The sequence below is a fragment of the Streptomyces sp. NPDC025651 genome, from assembly GCF_055558735.1.
On the sequence record NZ_JBVHLZ010000021.1, the window covers coordinates 47726 to 65546 of the forward strand.

Below are 17821 nucleotides of genomic sequence, written 5' to 3' on the forward strand. Positions count from 1 at the left end.
CGCTTCCGGGGCGCGGTCAGTTGCTGGTGCGGACACTCACGGTCCGCTCGATTCGGTTCAGCGCGGCCTCGATGCCCGCGATGACGCTGCGTGCCCGCTCGTCATCGTGCTCCAAAGCCCGCCGCACCGCGGCCTTGCTGGTGCGCCGGTCCACGTCTTCCAGGTTGCGCAGCGTCTCGATAAGGGACCGGAGATCTGCTGCGTTATCGACACGTGGCTCGCTGCTGGCCGTGGCCGTGGTCGGACTGCCGGAGGGGCCCTTGGGGGAGCGGTCGTTGGGGGAGGGGTCTGGTTCGGCCCACTCCCCATTTGGGGAGTCGGTGCCCGGCTCGGAGCCGACCGTCGTGATGGTGAAGACGTTCTGCTCAGAACCCTGCTGCTCAGCGGACCCCCCAGCAGGGTGCTCTTGCCCTCCAGCGCCCACGGAGGACGCCTCCGTCCGCTCGGGCTCGGCGAGGATCTCGCGCACGAGGCCGTCGATCTCCGAACGGGTCGACTCCTGCGTGAGCGGTGGCAGCTTGCGCACGACCTCGGCCAGACGCTTGCCCGTTGGCCGCTCGCCGGCTCGCACGACAGTGTCGTAGACCGTGGCGGCCGCGAGCGCGCCAGCCTTCTTCGTGACGGAGCCCAGCTCCCGAACCTGGCCCTCCTTTGGCCGGTGGCCGAGCTTCGACAGCTCCTCACCGACGCGCCAGGACTCGATCAGCCGGAACGTCTGCGACTCCGAGATCTCCCACCGCGCAAATACGAACTCAGCGAAGTTCTTGATCTCCTCTTCGCGATGGAGGTTGCCTTGCAGCATCGTCTCCAGTGACTTCCCGGCGACCCAGAAGGCGACACTCAGGTTGTCGACGCCCGCCTTGCACGCCTCGTACGCTTCCTGCTCCTCCGGGGTCAGCGGGCCCTCGGAGGCTGGCGGACGCGGAGCCGGAATACTCTCCAGCGAGGTTCCCACGCGGTCCTTGACGACGACCTGGGCATTCTGCATGACGGTCGCCAGGCCGCTGCCCAGCAGACCCGTGGCTTGGCCGACCGCCCCTCCCTCGTCGAACACCCCCCCGGGCTGATCGGTCTGCCCCTCGTCGTCGAACGCGCCGGACATCAGGTACCCACTCCTTCATACAGCTTGTCGATTTCCTGATTCAGCTGGTCCATCTCCCCCGCGAGCGGCTTGATCGACTCGGGTACGACGTCTGACCGCTTCGCCCGACCCGCGGCAACGTCATACGACTTGGCGCTCGTCGCCAGCAGTGCCGCGTACTCGGAGAACGTCAGCCCTTTATCCCTGGCATTGACCGCAGGCGTCTCCCGGTAGCCGACCACGGTGCGGAGCATCGGCGTGCGGGGCCCGAGAATCGAGGCGACCTTGCCCCGAACTTCCTCATGGAGCTGGGTGGCCGACGGATTCGAGCCGTACAGGCAGGCACCCGCGACCTGGATACGCGGATTGACCTGCTGACGCACGAGCTTGTAGTTCCGCGCGATGCGCTTCATACCGCGTATCGATGACACATCGGATCGCGTCGGGACCAACAAACGGCGCGCGGCGGCCAGCGCGAGCTGCTCGAGGCTGTCCTGCTCCGGCGCACTGTCGAAGACGACCCGGTCGTACCAGTGGGCGATGGGAGCCAGACATCGGGCCAGCGAAGCCACCACGTGCACACCTTCGGACGGCATTCGGGCCGTCAACAGGGTCAGCAGGTCACCGACCGCTTCGCCGCCGGGCACGACATCCAGGTTGGGTCGCACCTCGCGCACCGGGCGCAGCGGCGTGCGGTCGTGGATGGCCTGGTACAGGCCCCTGCCCTTCAGGACCGAGGCCCCCTCGGGGTGGATGCCGCGATCGTAACGCTCGATACCGAGATCGTCATCGTCCTGGCTCGTGACCAAGATGAGCAGCGTGCGCCGTCCCAGGGAGGCGTGCCAGGCGGCACGATGCGCGGCAAGAGTGCTCTTGCCCACCCCGCCCTTGCCCGTTCCGATCATCTCGGACTCTTCGGGCGGCTCGATGGACTCCAAGACTTCGCCCAGCATCTGAAGTGGCCTCCTCGTACACATTCCTGACACCCCAGAACTCCAGGGTGACCCTCGGCATCCTGGCACAGCAGGGCCCGGAACCAACGGCCGCGCACGATTCCACTCCCCAATTGGGGAGTGGAGATTGACGCGGTCTCGTCTCAATCCGGCGCAGCACGTTCGGGGTTGGCCGCCGAACTCCTCACGAGTTGTCCGTAAGTGAGTTGGACCACAGCGGTTGAATCGTGTCGCATCGGGCGGAAACCTTCCGGTGCGAGGGCGGCTTCCACCGCCGCCGCACCCATTCCCCGGTGCTCACCACACAGTCGTGGCCGCCGGACCACCATCCAGGACGATGCCAAGATCCCTGAGGCGTACTCTGCAGGGCTGTCAGGCACCCTCTGCCAGAGGCCGGTCAAGAATGCTGTGAGTGCCGATCCGGTGCCACACGATGTGCCGAGCCCCACTATCTGCTCTCGGCCATACGACCACGTCGCGCGCCCGTCCGACGCCCAGGTGAGCTCGTAGACGCCCGGCGCGCACCGGACGCGCTTGATGCGCAGGCCTGCGCGGAAGCGACCCGTGCGGAGGTCAGGCACGAACGCCCGAGTGACGACGCAGTGGAAGCGGTGACGCTGCTCGGGGTGGAGACGATCCAGGTCAATGGTGAAACGGAGCGTGGCTTCGTAGGTGGGCACGTCCATCCTCCAGAAAGCACGAAGCCCCCGGCGGCATCGCCGAGGGCTGGATGTCTTGCTCGGGGTGAAGGGACTCGGTGACGTCAGCCGCTCGTCGCGGAGCAGTGCCTGGTCACGAGCTCGGGTGCGGTGGAGGTCCAGTTGAGTTGCTGAAGCAGACGGAGTCCTTCCGCGCTTACCACTGCGATAGAGACCCAGTTGTGACCGCGGACGGCCGTTGGTGGTCAGTCCTGTGGTGAAGGAAGCCGGTCATCATCCGCGTGCGGGCGTTGTGCGCTCGCACGAGCCGGTCCCGTGTGCAGCTGTTCCTCTGTGCTCGCCGGCTCGGTCAGCTGCTGCTGCTGCGATCACGGATCAGCGGCCGCATAGCGGGAGAGGAGTTGTGCACGTATGACCCACGCCCTGACATCCCTGGCTGCAGACCAGCCACCTGACCGGTCGGTGACCGCGGGCCTTGGAGACCGCTTCACTGGCTGGTTGGTGGCCGTCCTGCCCGACAGCGGCACCGAGCTGCAGATCTGGGGTGCCTGCGGCATCGTGCTGCTGGGCGTCCTGTTCGCGATCGGGGCGCGTCGTCTGGAAGCGCAGGGCAAGAAGCAACGCGCAGGCCTGGACGGGACGGCTGATGCGCTCGGCGAAGGGCTGACGGTCGCGGTCGGGGGACTGCTCGACGGTGCCGGCCGCTTCGTGTCGGGGCAGCCCTTGTGGGGTGAAGCGAAAAGCGAGGCCCGCTTCTTAAAGTCCGGCGCCCTCCGCAAGGAGGCACCCTTGGACACCCTCGTCGCACCCGCGGACACCACGGACGACGACACCATCGAGCAAGACTCCTCAGCGGGGCCCCCTCATTCCGCGAGGGGCGCCCGCCTGTTCTCAGAGCGGGGCCGGCGGGCCATGACGGTCTGGCACTGCTGGCCCGGGATCGCCCGCGCTGCCGCGCGGACCAGCGCGCTGGCGAGCGCGACCGCACTTTGGGCTGGCCCCTGGTGGAGCGCAGGGGCACTCACCCTCACCGCGGCCCTCGTCGCCCTCTTCGCGGTCGCCTTCCGTAAAGGCGGCCACCGCACCGATGCCCAGACCTACGGTGCCGGTCTGTGGGCGGCACTGGTGCAGCTTCTGCGGCTCTCCGAGGAGGACCAGGCCCGCGGGCAGGCCCACTGGATCCGCCTGCCCGACGACCTCTCCCAGGAGAGCGCCCGCGTGGTGATTCGTCTGCCGCTGCGCTGGATCGGCACGGAGAAGGAACGCGCGGCGCTGGCCTATGTCATCCACTCCCGTCTCCCGGGCCAATGGATGTCCGCCTACGTGCCTCGCGGCCGTGACCCGTATGTGGTGTTCACCCCCAAGCCGCCGGACCCGCCGGACCCGGAACTGCCGACCAGGGTGGACTGGATCCCCTCCGATGATCCGGCCCGCGCCTATGTCGGGGAGACCTTCCGCGGCCCTCGCTACGTCGACACCGAGACCGAGACCCCGCACTGGGGCATCTCCGGCGGCACCGGTGACGGCAAAACAACATGCCTGCTGATCCCGGTGGTGCACGGCCGCCAGCACGGCGCCCTGGTCGACTGCATCACCATGAAGGCGGCCGCGTTCAAGGACATCGAGGGGGAGTCCGGCATCCGCGTCCACAAGACGGGCCGTCAGGCCGTGGCGTGCATGGCCGAGTTCTACGTCTCGATGAAAGCCGCCGAAGCGCTGCAAGGCACCCCGGAGGGCGATCAACTGCCGGGCCGGATCCTGGTCATCGACGAGTTCGCGTCCTTCGTGAAGTCCGCCAAGATCTGGTGGAAGTACGGCCTGAACGCCAAGGGCATGCCTCCCTTCGAGGCCTGGTTCCACATGATCCTGATGCAAGGCCGCTCCGCCAACCACAAGATCGTCATCGGGGCGCACACCTTCACCCGCGAGCTGTTCGGCGACACCGAGACCCGCGACCTGGTGGGCACCAAGGGCATCGTCGGCCCGGCCTCCAACCCCAAGTGGGGCGTGACCTACGGGCTGGACGCCCCGCGGGTGGACTACCGGCACGACATCAAAGGACGCGGCGTCATCGGCGTCACCGGCTCCCAGGACATCGAAGAGATCCAGTACGCCTACATCACCCCCTACGCCCGCGACTACCTGCGCGCCTGCACGCCGGCCCCGTCCTGGCACACCCAGGGCCATCTCGCCCCTTGGATTACCGACGCCACGCTGCGCGAGGCGGAACAGGAACTGGCGATCGCCGACTTCCTGCCGGGCGCCGCCTTCATGCGGGGTGTGACCCTTGTGACCGGGCGGGTAATCCTGGCACCTGACGCTCCTTCGTCCAGGTCAGAGCGTGTGACGGGACAACTCACCACGACTGATGTCCCATCCGATGTCCCATCGAACGACGCCACTTACCAAGACGCCTCAGCCGCCACTCACCACGGCGATCAGGTCGACCAGGCCGAAGAGGCCCAGCTGCCGGTCTTCAATCTCAGGCAGGCCTGCGAGGCCCAGATCCTGCCCATCACCTACGGCGCAGCCCGCAAACGCCTGGCCCGGGCCAGGCGGAACGGCGTGGAATTGCCCGAAGGCGTCACGGTCGACGGCATCACCTACTACACCGCCAAGGAACTGACGCAGTGGTGGACCCTGGTGAGCGCGCTCCGGCTCAACGCCACTCCGAGTCCGTGAGAACAAGCGCATGCCGAACCGCCGTCCCCATCCGCACGCAGGCCCCCAGAACACAACCGTGAAAGGCCAGCACCGTGCCTGGGCTCCCCGACCCCAGCGTGTCCATGAAATTGTGAGGGCTGCTCAGGTGCGTGATTCAAGTAGGGGAGTGGCACCAGAAGTGACTGCGGGGAACGGCAAGAGGCCCATCGAGCTGAGCCGGGCGCACCGGATCCTGATCGGTGTGGTCGTCACCGGGGCGGTCATCATCGCCGGGATCGGCTTCGCGGGATCGTACGCGGCCGTGCGCGAGCTCGCCGAGAAGAAGGGGTTCGGCGGCTTCTCGTACTTCTTCCCCATCGGCATCGACGCGGGCATCTGCGTCCTGCTCGCCCTGGACCTGCTGCTCACCTGGCTCCGCATCCCCTTCCCGCTGCTGCGCCAGACGGCATGGCTGCTCACGGCAGCCACGATCGTCTTCAACTCCGCGAGCAGCTGGGGCGACCCGGTGGGCGTGGGCATGCACGCGGTGATCCCGCTGCTCTTCGTCGTCGCGGTCGAGGCCGCGCGGCACGCGGTGGGCCGGATCGCGGACATCACCGCCGACAAGCACATGGAGGGCGTACGCCTCACGCGCTGGCTGCTCTCGCCCATCCCCACCTTCAAGTTGTGGCGCCGCATGAAACTGTGGGAGCTCCGCTCCTACGAGCAGGTCATCAAGCTGGAGCAGGACCGCCTCGTCTACCAGGCCCGCCTCCAGGCCCGGTACGGCCGCTCCTGGCGCCGCAAGGCCCCGGTGGAGTCGATGATGCCGCTGCGTCTGGCCCGCTACGGTGTGCCGCTCACCAAGACCGCCCCCGCAGGCCTCGCCGCGGCGGGCATCGAGCTCCCGACGGAACTGGTCCCGGCCGAGAGCACGCGCGAGCTGCCTGCCGAGGCGGCGGCCGAGGACCAGGAGGTCACCCTGGAGCGGGTCGCCGAGGACGTCGCCGCCCCCGCCTCCGAGGAGCCGCTGCAGCGAGCCGAGGAGGTGCCAGACCCGGACCCGGTCGTCATCAGTGAGCAGTGGCTGTACGACCTCTTCGTCGCCTTCGTCAACGCGTACCGGGACGATGATCCGGAGTTCGAGTACCCGGGCTGGCAGGAGCTCGTCGGGGCGGCCGCCGCCTGGTACGGCGTGACCGTTCCCGCGGACACCGCGCCCGCAGACCTCGACGCCTTCGCCCAGTGGTTCGAGGCCGGGCTGACCGGACGGCCCGAGGAACCGGTCATGCCGGTCACGCCCGATGCCGGGCACGAGAGCGTGACCGATTCGGTTCCCCCGGTCTCTTCAGTCCCGTCCGACGCGGCTGTCGAGGCTCCGGAGCACGTGACCGATCCGGTCGGTCACCCCTTCTTCGGCACCTCGACAGCGCCCCACCCGCCCGCCACCGAGACGCCTACTGCCGAGCCGGTCGCTCCGTCGACCGCGGCCACCGAACCGGTCACGGCCACCGTGCACGTGCCCCCGCAGACGGCGGTGGGCAGGGCGTCCGAGCGACCGGTCACGGCCCAGACCGACGCGGCACAGACATGGGAGGCGACGGTGACCGACACCGGGGAGGCCACCGCCCGCGTGCCGGAACAGGCGCCGGCAGACGATGGCGTCGACGAGGAGGAGGGGCGTATCCACCAGGTCATCGAGTGGCTAGCGGAGTTCGAGGCCGCCGGTAAGAAGCTCTCCGGTGCGGAGGCGGCGCGCCGTTTGGGGGTGTCGCCCAGCACCGGACAGCGGGCCGTGCGCAAGGCGAAGGAGCGCCGGGAGAAGCTGCGCCAGGAGCAGGGCCGCACGCATCTGCGCTCCGTGCGCACCCCCTGACCGCCCCTCACCCCTCCACCCCACAGCGGCGGTCGTGACCGCGCTCCGACCTCTCGTGCGATGACCGATGGCCCCCGACGGCGCACCCGTCGGGGGCCGTGACCGGTCCGCTCCGCAGGGCCTTGGGATCGGTCATGACCGATCCCAAGGCCCTGTCGTGACCGACGGCCGGTGACCGATTGACGGGCGATCGGTCACCGGTCATGACCGATCCGGGCCCACCGGTCAGTCCGTGCGTGACCGCTCAGCCCGCCCACTGCCGGTACGGCCACCGCTTCCTGGCCTCGCGCCAGTCACGCCCCGAGAGGGGCGCGTTCCAGAATTCTGGAACGCGAGAGACCCAGCCGCGCGCTACCTCGGTTCGACCGGACACGACACCGCCCGCTGGGCGGTGGGGCAGGGGCCTGCGCCGCGGAGAACGGCGTCACCGCGGCCAGCACACGCCTCACCCACGTCCGGTGACCTGCGGTGGTGAACGGACAACCGGCCCCGCTTACCACCGAGAAGGGCCGCCTCCCGCCCCGCTTACCACCAGGTCAGAGCCCGCTTACCACGGCTCACCACGGCAGGAGTTATGACCTCGTGACAGCTCAGGGGCTCTGGTGGAAAGCGAGGCGGTAAGAGCACGGGCGAACAGTGACGGCACCAGAACTTCCGCACCGAGGAGCCGTCCATGCCCGCCACCGTCCCGCGCCGATCCCGGCGCAACCCGAAGCCCGAGGAAGCCCCCAGCGCGCCGCACGCCCGGTCACTGCCGATCCGCCGCACCCAACTGGTGCGCGCGGCGGTGTGGGTGGCGGTGGCCGCCGGACCGCTCGCGCTGATCGCCAGCTGTGCCCGCCCCGACGCGGTCGTGCACACCCGGCCCGCACCGGTCACGCAGTCCGACACCGCCAAGACGCCCATGACCGATCCGGGCGGCTACGCCGAGCTGTTCGTGGACGTATGGCTGCGAGCCGGTCACGGCGAGGAGAGCCCGGCCGCCCGGCAGCTGCGCGCGATGGCGCCCGCCGTGCAGGCACCGTCCTGGGGCAAGCACGCCCCGGCCGCCGACCGCATCACGGTGGTGCGCAGCGTGCACCAGGGCGGCAGCGCGTGGTCGGTCACGGTCGCCGTCCAGTTCAAGGCGTCGGCCACGCGCGGCGGGAAGAGCGGCACGAGCGAGGGAGAGGGCGGCCTGCGGTACTTCGCGGTGCCGCTCGTCGTGAAGAACGCGGGCGCCGCGCCCGGCGCCTCCTTCGGATTCGTCGTGCCCGCCGCGCCGATGGAGGTGACCGCGCCGCGCACACTCGATGCCCCTGACTCCGCGTACGGCACCGAGGTGCCCGCCGACTCGGCCCTCGCGGTGACGGCGGGGGAGTTCCTGACCGCCTACCTCGGCGCGGCCGAGGGCGCCGACCGCTACCTCGCTCCGGGCACCTCGCTGCCCGCGCTGCGCGGCCCGTCGCCGTTCGACGCGGTCCAGGTCGACGAGGTCCGCGCCCAGCAGCAGACCGACGGCAAGCCCAGCGCAGATGGCGCGAAGGCCCGGCTCCTGGTGCAGATCACCGCGAGCGACGCCGACGGCGGGCAGTGGCCGCTGTCCTACGCCCTCACCCTCGCCGCGCGCGACGGGCGCTGGGAGGTCCTCGCCCTGCAGTCCGGACTCGAGGATGCCGGCGCCAAGAACACGCGCCGCCCCAAGCACACCGGCACGACCTCGGCCGCCGGCACCCGCGTGCGCCCGGAGACCGGCGCACAAACCCTCACCACCGTGGCCGCTCAGGAGGCGCAGCGATGAACACGATCACTCTGGCCGCTGAGTTCTCCGACATCGGCGACAACCTCTTCGACGTCGGCACCAGCTGGGCCACCCAAGGTCTCAAGTTCGGCCTGCTGGCGATCGTCGTCGTCACGATCATCAAGAAGTTCTCCCTGAAGGCAGGCATCGGCGCCCTGATCGGCTTCGTCATCGCCAACGGCATCTACAACGGCCGCAACGACCTGTCCGAGGCTTTCAAGAACGAACTTCTCAACGTCGGCGCCCCGGCCGTGCACGCTCCGCAGTACCCCGGCACCGGCCCGGAAAGGGCACCGGAGCCCTCTGCGGGGGGTGGGCGCGCATGAACAGCCCCGCCACCCCGGTGCGGATCGGTCGCACCTACACCCGCGCCCGTCGCCATCCCTGGGTCCTGGGCAAGATCGGTGACTGGACGCTGCCGCTGGGCCCCTATACCCCGGCCCAGTTGACCATCGCGGCCGTCGGTATCTACGCGCTGATCAAGACGTTCTCGTGGTGGGCGCCGACCCTGGGGCCCGCGCCGCTGATCGTGCTCGGGGTGGCGGTCTGGCTGGCCCGCGCCTCGCGTATGGGCGGCCGCTCCCCGCTGTGGGTGGCCCTGGGCTGGCTGCAGTTCGCGCTGCAGCCCGCGGGCGGCCGCATCAACGGGCGCACCGTGCGCCCGCCCCGGGCGCAGGCCCTGGGTGGCACCTTCCTCATCGAGCACACCACCACGGCCCCTGACCCGGCTACCGCGGACCGCACCCCCACCAAGCACAGCAAGAGGGATGCCCCGTCGCGTACGAAGCCCGCGCGCCGCAGGCGCCGCACGGCCCGCCCCCGCGCCGCGGCTCCCGCGGCTGCGGCCCTCGCACAGCCGGTGCCGACGCCGCTGCAGCAGCTGCTGCGCGAGCGAATGGAGGCCCGCCGATGAAGCTCGCCATCCGGCACGTCGTGGACAACATCGTGTGGACCAACACGGGCGCGGTGTTCGGCATCTGGTCCCTCACCCCGCAGGGCTCGCGCTACATGGCCACCGGCCCTCGCGAGGAACTGCAGCACCGCATGACCGCCCTGGTGCGCTCGCTGCCGGGCGCGGCCCGCCTGTACGGGCTGTGCGCCCGCACGGACCCGGGCGAGGTCGTGGCGCACACCCTCGCCGGCATCGACCACCGCAGGCGCCCGCACTGGGCCGAGGTCGCCGAGGCGCAGCTGCGGCTGCTGGCCGGGGACGACCTGGCCTCGCCGGTGGAGATGCACCGGCGCACGCTGTGGCTGGCGGTGCCGCTGGAAGTGGGCGGGGCGCGGGCGGAGTTGTCCGCGGCTTTCGCCTCGGCCTGGGGCGAGCTGTCGGCGCTGCTGGGTCTGCCCCCGGCGCCGGTGCCGGCTCACGAGGTGGCCGAGTACCAGCAGCGCGCCCGCCAGCTGGCGGCCGAGCTCGGCGGCGGTCTGGAGATGTCCCCGGCGAGCCCGGCGGAGATCGTGTGGATGCACCAGCACGCGCTCGCGCGCGGTCTGGAGGAGCCGCTGCTGGCCGAGGCGGAACGCTCGACGCTGCGCGGCAGCCGTCTGGTGGGCGGGGCGCTGCGGGCCCCCTCGCATGCCGATCTCGGGCAGGTGCGGCTGCTGGAAGGCGGCCAGGACGAGCCTCATGCCAAGGCAGTGAAGTCCGCCCGTCCGCGCGGCAAGAGCGGCAAGGGGCGTGCCGGGCGGGTGGGGCGTCGGTGGCTGCAGGTCGAGTCCGAGGCGGGCACCTCCTATCAGGCGCAGATGGCGCTGGCGGAGATGCCGCGAAAGTTCTCCGCCGCCTCCGGCGACTTCCTCGCCTCGCTGGATCGCATGCCGTTCGGCGTGGACTGGGTGGTCGACCTCAAGCTCGTGCCCACCGAGAAGGTCCTGGACGAGGTCAAGAAGAAGAAGCGCGATCTCGTCGACCAGGCGGATCAGTACGCCGCGCAGCGCGCCACCGGTCTGCCCGAGGACATCCACGACGCCGCCGAGGACCTCGGCGACCTCGGCGCGCGCGCCGCCCGCACCAGCGTGGAGGTCGAGGTCCAGTCCGTGACCGTCATGACGGTGTGGGCCGACACCGCCGCCGAGTGCGACCGGCGGGCCGGCGCTCTGCAGGCCCGCCTGAAGGGCGCCAACTACCGCCTGGTGCGCCCGGTCGGCGGGCAGGAGGAACTCTTCTCGCTCACGCTGCCCGCCACGGCGACGCCGCCCGCCGTCCGCCAGTACGTCCAGCACCAGCTCGGCGAGGACTGGGCGATGCACGGCGCGATCACCGGCACCTCCTTCGGCGACCCGACCGGCGTGATGGTCGGCTTCAGTCAGGACGTCGGCACTGTCACCGCCACCCTGCTGGACATCGCCGACGCACCCATCCAGAACGCCAGCGCGTCGTTCGGCGTCTCCGGGGACCTGGGCGGCGGCAAGAGCGTCCTGCTCAAACTGATCTCCAGCGCCATCGTCGATCGCGGCGGGCGGGTCATCGCCATCGACCGCACCAAGCGCCGCGAATGGGCCGCCTTCGCATCCTCCGCGGCCGCGGGCCGCAGCCAGGTCGTGGACGCGGCCGCGGCCGAACTGTCCATCGACCCGCTGCGGGTGTTCGCCGACCCGGCCGTCGGCGCGCGCTATGCGCTCAGCTACCTCACCGTGCAGCTCGGCGTGGGGCCGATGACCGAACACGGCGCGCTGCTGAAAGCCGCGGTCAAGCAAGCCGCTGAGTCGGCGGTGCCGTGCATGGCCAAGGTCGTCGTCGCCCTGGAGGAGATGGCCGCGGGCGAGGGGCCGCGCGCACTGCGGGCCGCCGCCCTGGTCGAGTGGCTGCAGGTCGCCGCCGACGAGCCGCTCGCCGCCTCCGTCTTCGACCCCGAACTGCCCCCGCTGGACCTGTCCTCGGACGTTGCCAGCGACTTCGTCGTCATCACCACCACGGGACTGACCCTGCCGCCCCGCGAGGCGGTCACCAACCCCGAGCTGATGCGCAATCAGCCGCTGGAGGCCCTCATCGGCCGCGCCGTGCTCTACCTGATCGCCGCCATCGCCCGCGAGACCGCGTTCACCGACCCGCGGTTCACCCTGATTCCGCTGGACGAGGCGTACTGGCTGACCTCCTCCGCCGAGGGCCAGGCCCTGGTGGACGAAGTCGTCTTCGACGGCCGCAAGCACGGCGCGGGGGTAGCGCTCGGCTGCCACGACGTGCGTGAGCTCGGCACCTCCACCGGCCGCGGCCTGCTCGCCTACCGCTTCCTGTCCCGCACCGCCGACCCCGAACTCGCCGCGCGCGGCCTGGAATGGCTCGGACTGCCCGGCGACGACGAGGAACTCCTGCGCATGGTCACCACCGACCTGTCCCCGTTCGGGAAGCGCGAGCGGGCCGGCGAGTTCCTCGGCCGCGACCCGCGCATGCAGATCGGCCGCTTCAAAGCCCTCGTGCCCAACGTGGACCGCCTCCTCGACGCCATCTTCACCACCCCCGAGGACACCAACTCACCGCCCCCCGGCGGCGAGCAACCGCCGCCCACCCCTCCTGCCCCCGCCGCCCTGACGACCACCGGAGCCCGCGATGCGTAACCCCCGAGTCTCCCGCCCGCGCCACCACCGCGCTGCGACGCTGCTCCTGCTCCTGGCCGTCGCGGCCGTCGTAAGCGTCGTGCTCCTGGCCCCGCGCCTCCTGCTGCCGCGCATCGGCGAGGCCTTCACCGCCGCGCCCGCCGCGCCCGCCGCGACGTCGCACTCGGCCCCCGCCCAGCCCACCGCCGACAGCGAGGCCTGCGACCTGATCGTCGGCCCCGCCAAGGCCTACTGCCTGCGCAGCGACCCCGATGCCGAAGTGCACCCGGTGCGGATGGTGGGCGCGGTGCTGCTGGCTCCGGCGCTGCTGGGCGTGGCGGTTCTCCTCGTACGCCGCCGGAGCACGTCATGACCGCCGCCAACTTCCGCCGGTGGAAGGCGGCCGGGACTGTCGCAGCCCTGACCGTGCTCCTCCTGTCCGCCGGCACCGCCCCCTCCTTCGCCGCGGACGGCGCCGACTCCGGCGGCCTGCTCGACCCGCTCGACGTCACCACCACCGAGGGCGCGCCGCTGTCCCGGTACGAGCTCACCTCCGACGGCGAGGGCGTGATCGAGACCGTCATGCGGTTCTTGATGTCCGGCAGTTTCGCGATCTCCCGCACGGTGGTGGGTTTTTGCTGCTGGCTGATCGACTGGGCCTACCGGTTCCCGGTGCTGGAGAAGCTGGCCGGGCCCGCGCAGACGATCTCTGACGCCTATGAGCGCGAGATCATCGGCCCGCTCGGCATGGCAGGCACCTTCCTCGCCTGGAGCTTCGCCTTCGGCCTCGTTCTGATCATGCGGGGGCGGGTGGCGCGGGGGGCGGGCGAGATCCTGCTGACCCTTCTGATCGCCGCGCTCGCCGCGAGCACCCTGATCCGTCCCGCGATGCTGCTGGGCCACGACGGGCCGGTCCAGCAGACCCAGCGCGCCGCCCTGGAAGCCGCGGCCATCACCGCCAACGGCGGCGACAAGACCAAGGGTGCCGACCCGTGCGACCTGGTGCCCGGCCCCGCGCAGAACTCCTGCCGAAGCGCACAGGCCAACCCCGGCGCTGCGGCGGCCGAGCGGAAGAAGCAGCGGGCGGCCGACTGCGCCGCGGTGGCCGGACCGGCCCGGGACACCTGCATCAGCGGCGAGCGGCCGCTGGCGGCCGCGGACGTGTCCCGGCCGATCACACGCACGCTCACCGACACCCTCGTCGTGCAGCCCTACATGCTGCTGCAGTACGGCCAGGTCGTTCAGAAGGACAGCCCGCTCTACAAGGTCCACAAGAGGATCGTCGATCCGCCCTCGACCAAGAGTGACCGGGACTGCAGTGACATCAAGGGGCCTGCCCATAAGTACTGCGAAAGGAATGAGGACGCCTTCCCCTCCCAGCAGGAGATGAAGGAGCAGGGCAAGGAGGGCGAGGCGGCCGCCGCCTACGGCAAGACGGTCCCCTGGGAGCGTCTGTTCGGCGCGGTGCTGGTCCTGATCGTCACCCTCATCATCGCCGTCGTCATCCTGGCCATGGCGCTGGCGCTGTTCGCCGCGCAGTTCGGCTGTGTGCTCGCGGCCGCGGCGGCCATCCTCGTCTTCGCCTGGGCCATGCTGCCCGGCCCCAACCGCCAAGCCCTGTGGAAGTGGGGCGGCCTCTACGCCGCAGCCTGCATCACCCTCTTCGGCGTCGCGGTCTTCATCCCGTTCTTCGGCATCGCCGCTCGCGCGCTGCTGGCCGACAACTCAACGCCGATGATGGAGCGGCTGCTCACCCTCGTCGGCCTGGCCGTCACCGCGCTGGCCGGGCACCGCATCATGCTGCGCAAGAGCAGCCAGATCGGGCGCCGCTTCGCCGAGCGGATGCGCTACGCCCGCATCGGCGGCAGCCACACCATGGGCGACAACGCCGCCGCCACCGCGGCCGCCATGTCCTCCCTCGGCTATGCCGGCGGCGGTACTTCGCCCGCGCACCAGTCCTTCCTGAGCCGCCATACCGGACTCACCGCCAGCCTACGGGCCCTGAACGATCCCACCGGCCTGCCCGCCCACCCCGGCGCACTGCTCGCCGAGGCCCGCGCCGAAGGCCGCCGCGCCCTGGCCCCGCTCGCGCTGGGCGCCCGCGCCGCGCACACCGCCCTCATCGGCCCCCGGCGCCCCGGCCCGCAGACACGGCCGGGCACCCCCGGCGGCACGACGGCGCCGACAGTCATCGACGGCCACACCGGGCGCATCATCAGCGGCGGCGGTGACCAGTTCACCCCGATCGGCAGCCGCCTGGAGGCCGGGCTCAAGCGCACCCGGGGCGGCCGCATCGCGGTCGGCGCCGGCAAGGTGGCCTATCACTCCACCGTCGGCCTGCCCGCCACCTGGGCCCGCGCCCGCCGCGCCACGAGCACCCTCACCAGCGAGATGAACCAGGAACTGGGCCGTCAGATCGGTCACTACCAGGGTGTCGCCCAGCGGTGGGGTGGCGACACCCGCGACGGGACGCGCGACCTGACCGCTCCGGTACGCCGCACCTACGACGCCGTCTTCCACCACCGCAGCGCCGACCGCACCACGCCTGAACCGCCCAGCTCGGCCCCATTGTTCGACGCCACCGCCGCGCGTCCGCCCCGGCCCGAGACGGCGGACCCGGGCCACATCGACCTGTTCAACACCACCTCCCGCCCCTACCCCTGGTCCATCGAGGAGCGGTCCGCGCCGCTCGACCCGGCTGGCGAGGACCTCCCGCTCCTCGACGAGCCCGCCACCGCGGGCCTGTTCGAGGACCGGGCTGACCGGCGGGGCCGCTGGGACGAGATCTGGGAGGCACAAGAGCGCGAGCGCCGCGACGGCGAGGAGCCGGGGGAGGGCCGGTGAAGAAGCGCCTCGGCTGCGCCACCCTGCTCCTTGCCGTCCTCGCGGCCCCGGTCGTGCTGGTGATGGCTCTCGCCGCCCGCGAACCCGCCGCCGCACCGGCCATGGAGACCGTCGGGAAGGTCGCCGGCATCCCGCAACGGATGCTCTCCGCCTACCAGAACGCCGCCACCCGCCTGCCCGACGAGGTCCCCAAGTGCAAGGGCATGCGCTGGCCGATCCTGGCGGGCATCGCCCGGATCGAGTCCAACCACGCAGGCGGCCGCAAAGTCTCCAGCTCCGGCGACATCCGCCCCAAGATCCTCGGTGTCCTCCTCAACGGCTCAGGCCAAGGCGGGAACGTGACCACCTTCCCGGACACCGACGGGGGGAAGTGGGACGGCACCGGTAGTGGCGAACGGGCCGTCGGCCCCTTCCAGTTCTTACCTTCCACCTGGGAGGCGAACGCGGCCGACGGCAACGGCGACGGCACCAAGGACCCGCACAACGCCGACGACGCCGCCCTCGGCGCGGCCATCTACCTGTGCGGGAACGGCCGCAACCTCACCGACCGCTCCCAGCTCAAAGCCGCGATCTTCCAGTACAACCGGTCCAACGAATACGTTGCCAACGTCCTGTCCTGGGTCGACCGCTACAGCCAGATGGGCGACGGCACCATCCGCATCGGCCAGAAAGCCACGGGAGACGCCCGCACCGTCATCACCACCGCCCTCGACGAGATCGGCACCCCCTACTCCTGGGGCGGCGGCACCCCACAAGGTCCCAGCCGCGGCTCCTGCTGCTCCCCAAGCGGCAAATCCGGCTCGGGCATCACCGGATACGACTGCTCCGGCCTGACCACCTACGCCTACGCGAAGGTCGGCATAAGCCTGCCGCGCACCGCCGCAGCGCAGTCCCAGCGCGGCAAGCGCATCCCCGCCAGCCGCGGCATCAAGGCCCTCAAGCCCGGCGACCTCGTCTTCTTCGGCTACGGCAGCGACAGCTCGATCTACCACGTCGGCATCTACCTCGGCGACGGACAGATGATCAACGCCGCCCGGCCCGGCACGAAGATCCGCGTCGAGCCGATTTGGGATCATGGTTTTGCCGGGGGTGCCCGGCTCCTGTGACCACCAACCCCCGTACACAGAAACGCCCGTCGGCGCTGTGGCCGCTCCTGCTCGCTGGCGTCCTCCTCCTGCTCGGCCTGGCCCTCCTCGTTCCCGCCGCTCCGGGCAAGCACCGCAACGACACCGACCCGGAGACCCCGGCGACGTCGGCGCCCAGCGCCACTGTCCGCCCCGAACCCGAGCAGCGGCGCAGCGCCGCACCCGACACCCGCCCCCCACCCAGCTCCGTACCGCCGCCGGCGGACCCGGCCGACGTCCCGGTTCCCGGAGAGGGCCCGGCCGGAGACCACGCGGTCCAACGGCTCATGGACCGCACCTCACCGGCCAACCTGCCCCGCACCCAGGAGAAGCGGCTCGTCGCCCTCGGCTCCCGGATCCTGCGCGCCGACGTCACCGGCAAGGGACGCGAGCAGTGGCCCAGCTATTTCCCCAAGGAGCCGCTGCGCGCCCCCTACCGGGACATACGCATCCAGGCCGGGATCGCCCGCAGCATCGACGACCGCCCGGGCCGCGTCCGCGTCCAACTGGTCTGGGCCGGAACTGACCCGGCAGGCCAACCGCAGGATGGTCGCCCTGCTCAGATCCTCCTCGCCCTCCATGATCACGAGTGGGAGCCAGAGCAGTAACCCCGGATGAAGGACGGCAGTCGCGCTCGCGCTCTTCGCGCCCGAGGGTCGGCACATCCTCGGCCCTGGGGGCCTGCGGTGCACCGACGGGGTGTGCCGGTGAAGGGGCGGCTGCGGGAGGACCGGGGAATTAATGGAACAGCGTGGTCAGGGACATCCTGGGCTGATCGAGACACACGTGGCGGGCAACTGGTCGGCTGCGGCCGCGTCGTGGCGTGCTTTCGTGGGCTGAGGACGGGGGAGTGACGGAGAGCCTGCAGCCGACCAGAAGGTGGAACCGTGGGCAAGGATGCGCTGTAGGGGAGAACTGGCCTGAGCTTTGCCCGGTGGGCGGATGAGGGACGGCGTCCATTGGCGGCGCGGCTGTGGAAGACATGTCCCTTACTGCATAAGAGGGCGCAACCGCTGATCGGGCTCTGACCTGCGAGAACGATGTTCCCTATGCGGTTCTGCCGATCTTGCACCCAGATCGGCACATCGTGCACCAGGTTTACCAGAGCAGGGCACTCGGATCTGGGAACCGTGGTGCTCATGCTGAGGGATCTGGGACCACTGTTTCTGAACCGGAGTAGATGCACGTCACGTTCATGAGTAGACGCCATCTCTGGCAGGTGATCAGTGCTGTGGTTGATCGACTCTGCGTTCAGCGACACGCCCTGGGAGCGTGGTTCATGAACTCCATGCTCATGTACGTTAAGTTCATCAGGTCAGCCTCG

The 17821-nt window shown here is 70.7% G+C and carries 12 protein-coding genes; 10 read left to right on the forward strand and 2 right to left on the reverse strand.

What is annotated here, in order from left to right:
- Positions 1–16: 16 nt before the first annotated feature.
- Positions 17–1102 carry a hypothetical protein gene (locus ACZ4D5_RS41820; protein WP_467777767.1) on the reverse strand — a complete coding sequence of 362 codons (1086 nt, stop codon included), beginning with the start codon at positions 1100–1102 and terminating at the stop codon, positions 17–19.
- Positions 1102–2034, reverse strand: coding sequence for a ParA family protein (locus tag ACZ4D5_RS41825; RefSeq protein WP_467777768.1), 933 nt, complete (start codon positions 2032–2034; stop codon positions 1102–1104). The genes ACZ4D5_RS41820 and ACZ4D5_RS41825 overlap by 1 nt, the downstream gene beginning before the upstream one ends.
- A gap of 1070 nt (positions 2035–3104) precedes the next feature.
- On the opposite strand from ACZ4D5_RS41825, the gene ACZ4D5_RS41830 reads away from it, so the two are divergent.
- The 10 genes from ACZ4D5_RS41830 (at position 3105) to ACZ4D5_RS41875 (ending at position 17105) form a co-directional block, all read left to right on the forward strand.
- Positions 3105–5375, forward strand: coding sequence for a type IV secretory system conjugative DNA transfer family protein (locus ACZ4D5_RS41830; RefSeq protein WP_467777769.1), 2271 nt, complete (start codon positions 3105–3107; stop codon positions 5373–5375).
- 160 nt (positions 5376–5535) lie between these two features.
- Complete coding sequence (locus ACZ4D5_RS41835) at positions 5536–7212, forward strand: DUF2637 domain-containing protein (protein ID WP_467777770.1); 1677 nt, start codon at positions 5536–5538, stop codon at positions 7210–7212.
- 673 nt (positions 7213–7885) lie between these two features.
- The gene (locus ACZ4D5_RS41840) at positions 7886–8992 is read left to right on the forward strand and encodes a conjugal transfer protein (RefSeq protein ID WP_467777771.1); all 1107 of its coding nucleotides are present in this window, start codon (positions 7886–7888) and stop codon (positions 8990–8992) included.
- The gene (locus ACZ4D5_RS41845) at positions 8989–9318 is read left to right on the forward strand and encodes a hypothetical protein (protein ID WP_467777772.1); all 330 of its coding nucleotides are present in this window, start codon (positions 8989–8991) and stop codon (positions 9316–9318) included. Before ACZ4D5_RS41840 ends, ACZ4D5_RS41845 begins: the two co-directional genes overlap by 4 nt.
- On the forward strand, positions 9315–9905 hold the full coding sequence (locus ACZ4D5_RS41850; RefSeq protein WP_467777773.1) for a hypothetical protein: 591 nt from the start codon (positions 9315–9317) through the stop codon (positions 9903–9905). The genes ACZ4D5_RS41845 and ACZ4D5_RS41850 overlap by 4 nt, the downstream gene beginning before the upstream one ends.
- A complete protein-coding gene (locus ACZ4D5_RS41855; protein ID WP_467777774.1) occupies positions 9902–12550 on the forward strand; it encodes an ATP-binding protein in 2649 nt (882 codons plus the stop codon). The genes ACZ4D5_RS41850 and ACZ4D5_RS41855 overlap by 4 nt, the downstream gene beginning before the upstream one ends.
- Positions 12543–12902 (forward strand): hypothetical protein, encoded by a 360-nt coding sequence (locus ACZ4D5_RS41860; protein WP_467777775.1) that lies wholly within the window; start codon positions 12543–12545, stop codon positions 12900–12902. The genes ACZ4D5_RS41855 and ACZ4D5_RS41860 overlap by 8 nt, the downstream gene beginning before the upstream one ends.
- Positions 12899–15373, forward strand: a complete 2475-nt coding sequence (locus tag ACZ4D5_RS41865) for a hypothetical protein (RefSeq protein WP_467777776.1) — start codon at positions 12899–12901, stop codon at positions 15371–15373. Before ACZ4D5_RS41860 ends, ACZ4D5_RS41865 begins: the two co-directional genes overlap by 4 nt.
- The gene (locus ACZ4D5_RS41870; RefSeq protein WP_467777777.1) at positions 15370–16479 is read left to right on the forward strand and encodes a C40 family peptidase; all 1110 of its coding nucleotides are present in this window, start codon (positions 15370–15372) and stop codon (positions 16477–16479) included. The genes ACZ4D5_RS41865 and ACZ4D5_RS41870 overlap by 4 nt, the downstream gene beginning before the upstream one ends.
- Positions 16476–17105 carry a hypothetical protein gene (locus ACZ4D5_RS41875; protein ID WP_467777778.1) on the forward strand — a complete coding sequence of 210 codons (630 nt, stop codon included), beginning with the start codon at positions 16476–16478 and terminating at the stop codon, positions 17103–17105. Before ACZ4D5_RS41870 ends, ACZ4D5_RS41875 begins: the two co-directional genes overlap by 4 nt.
- The last annotated feature ends 716 nt before the right edge of the window (positions 17106–17821 follow it).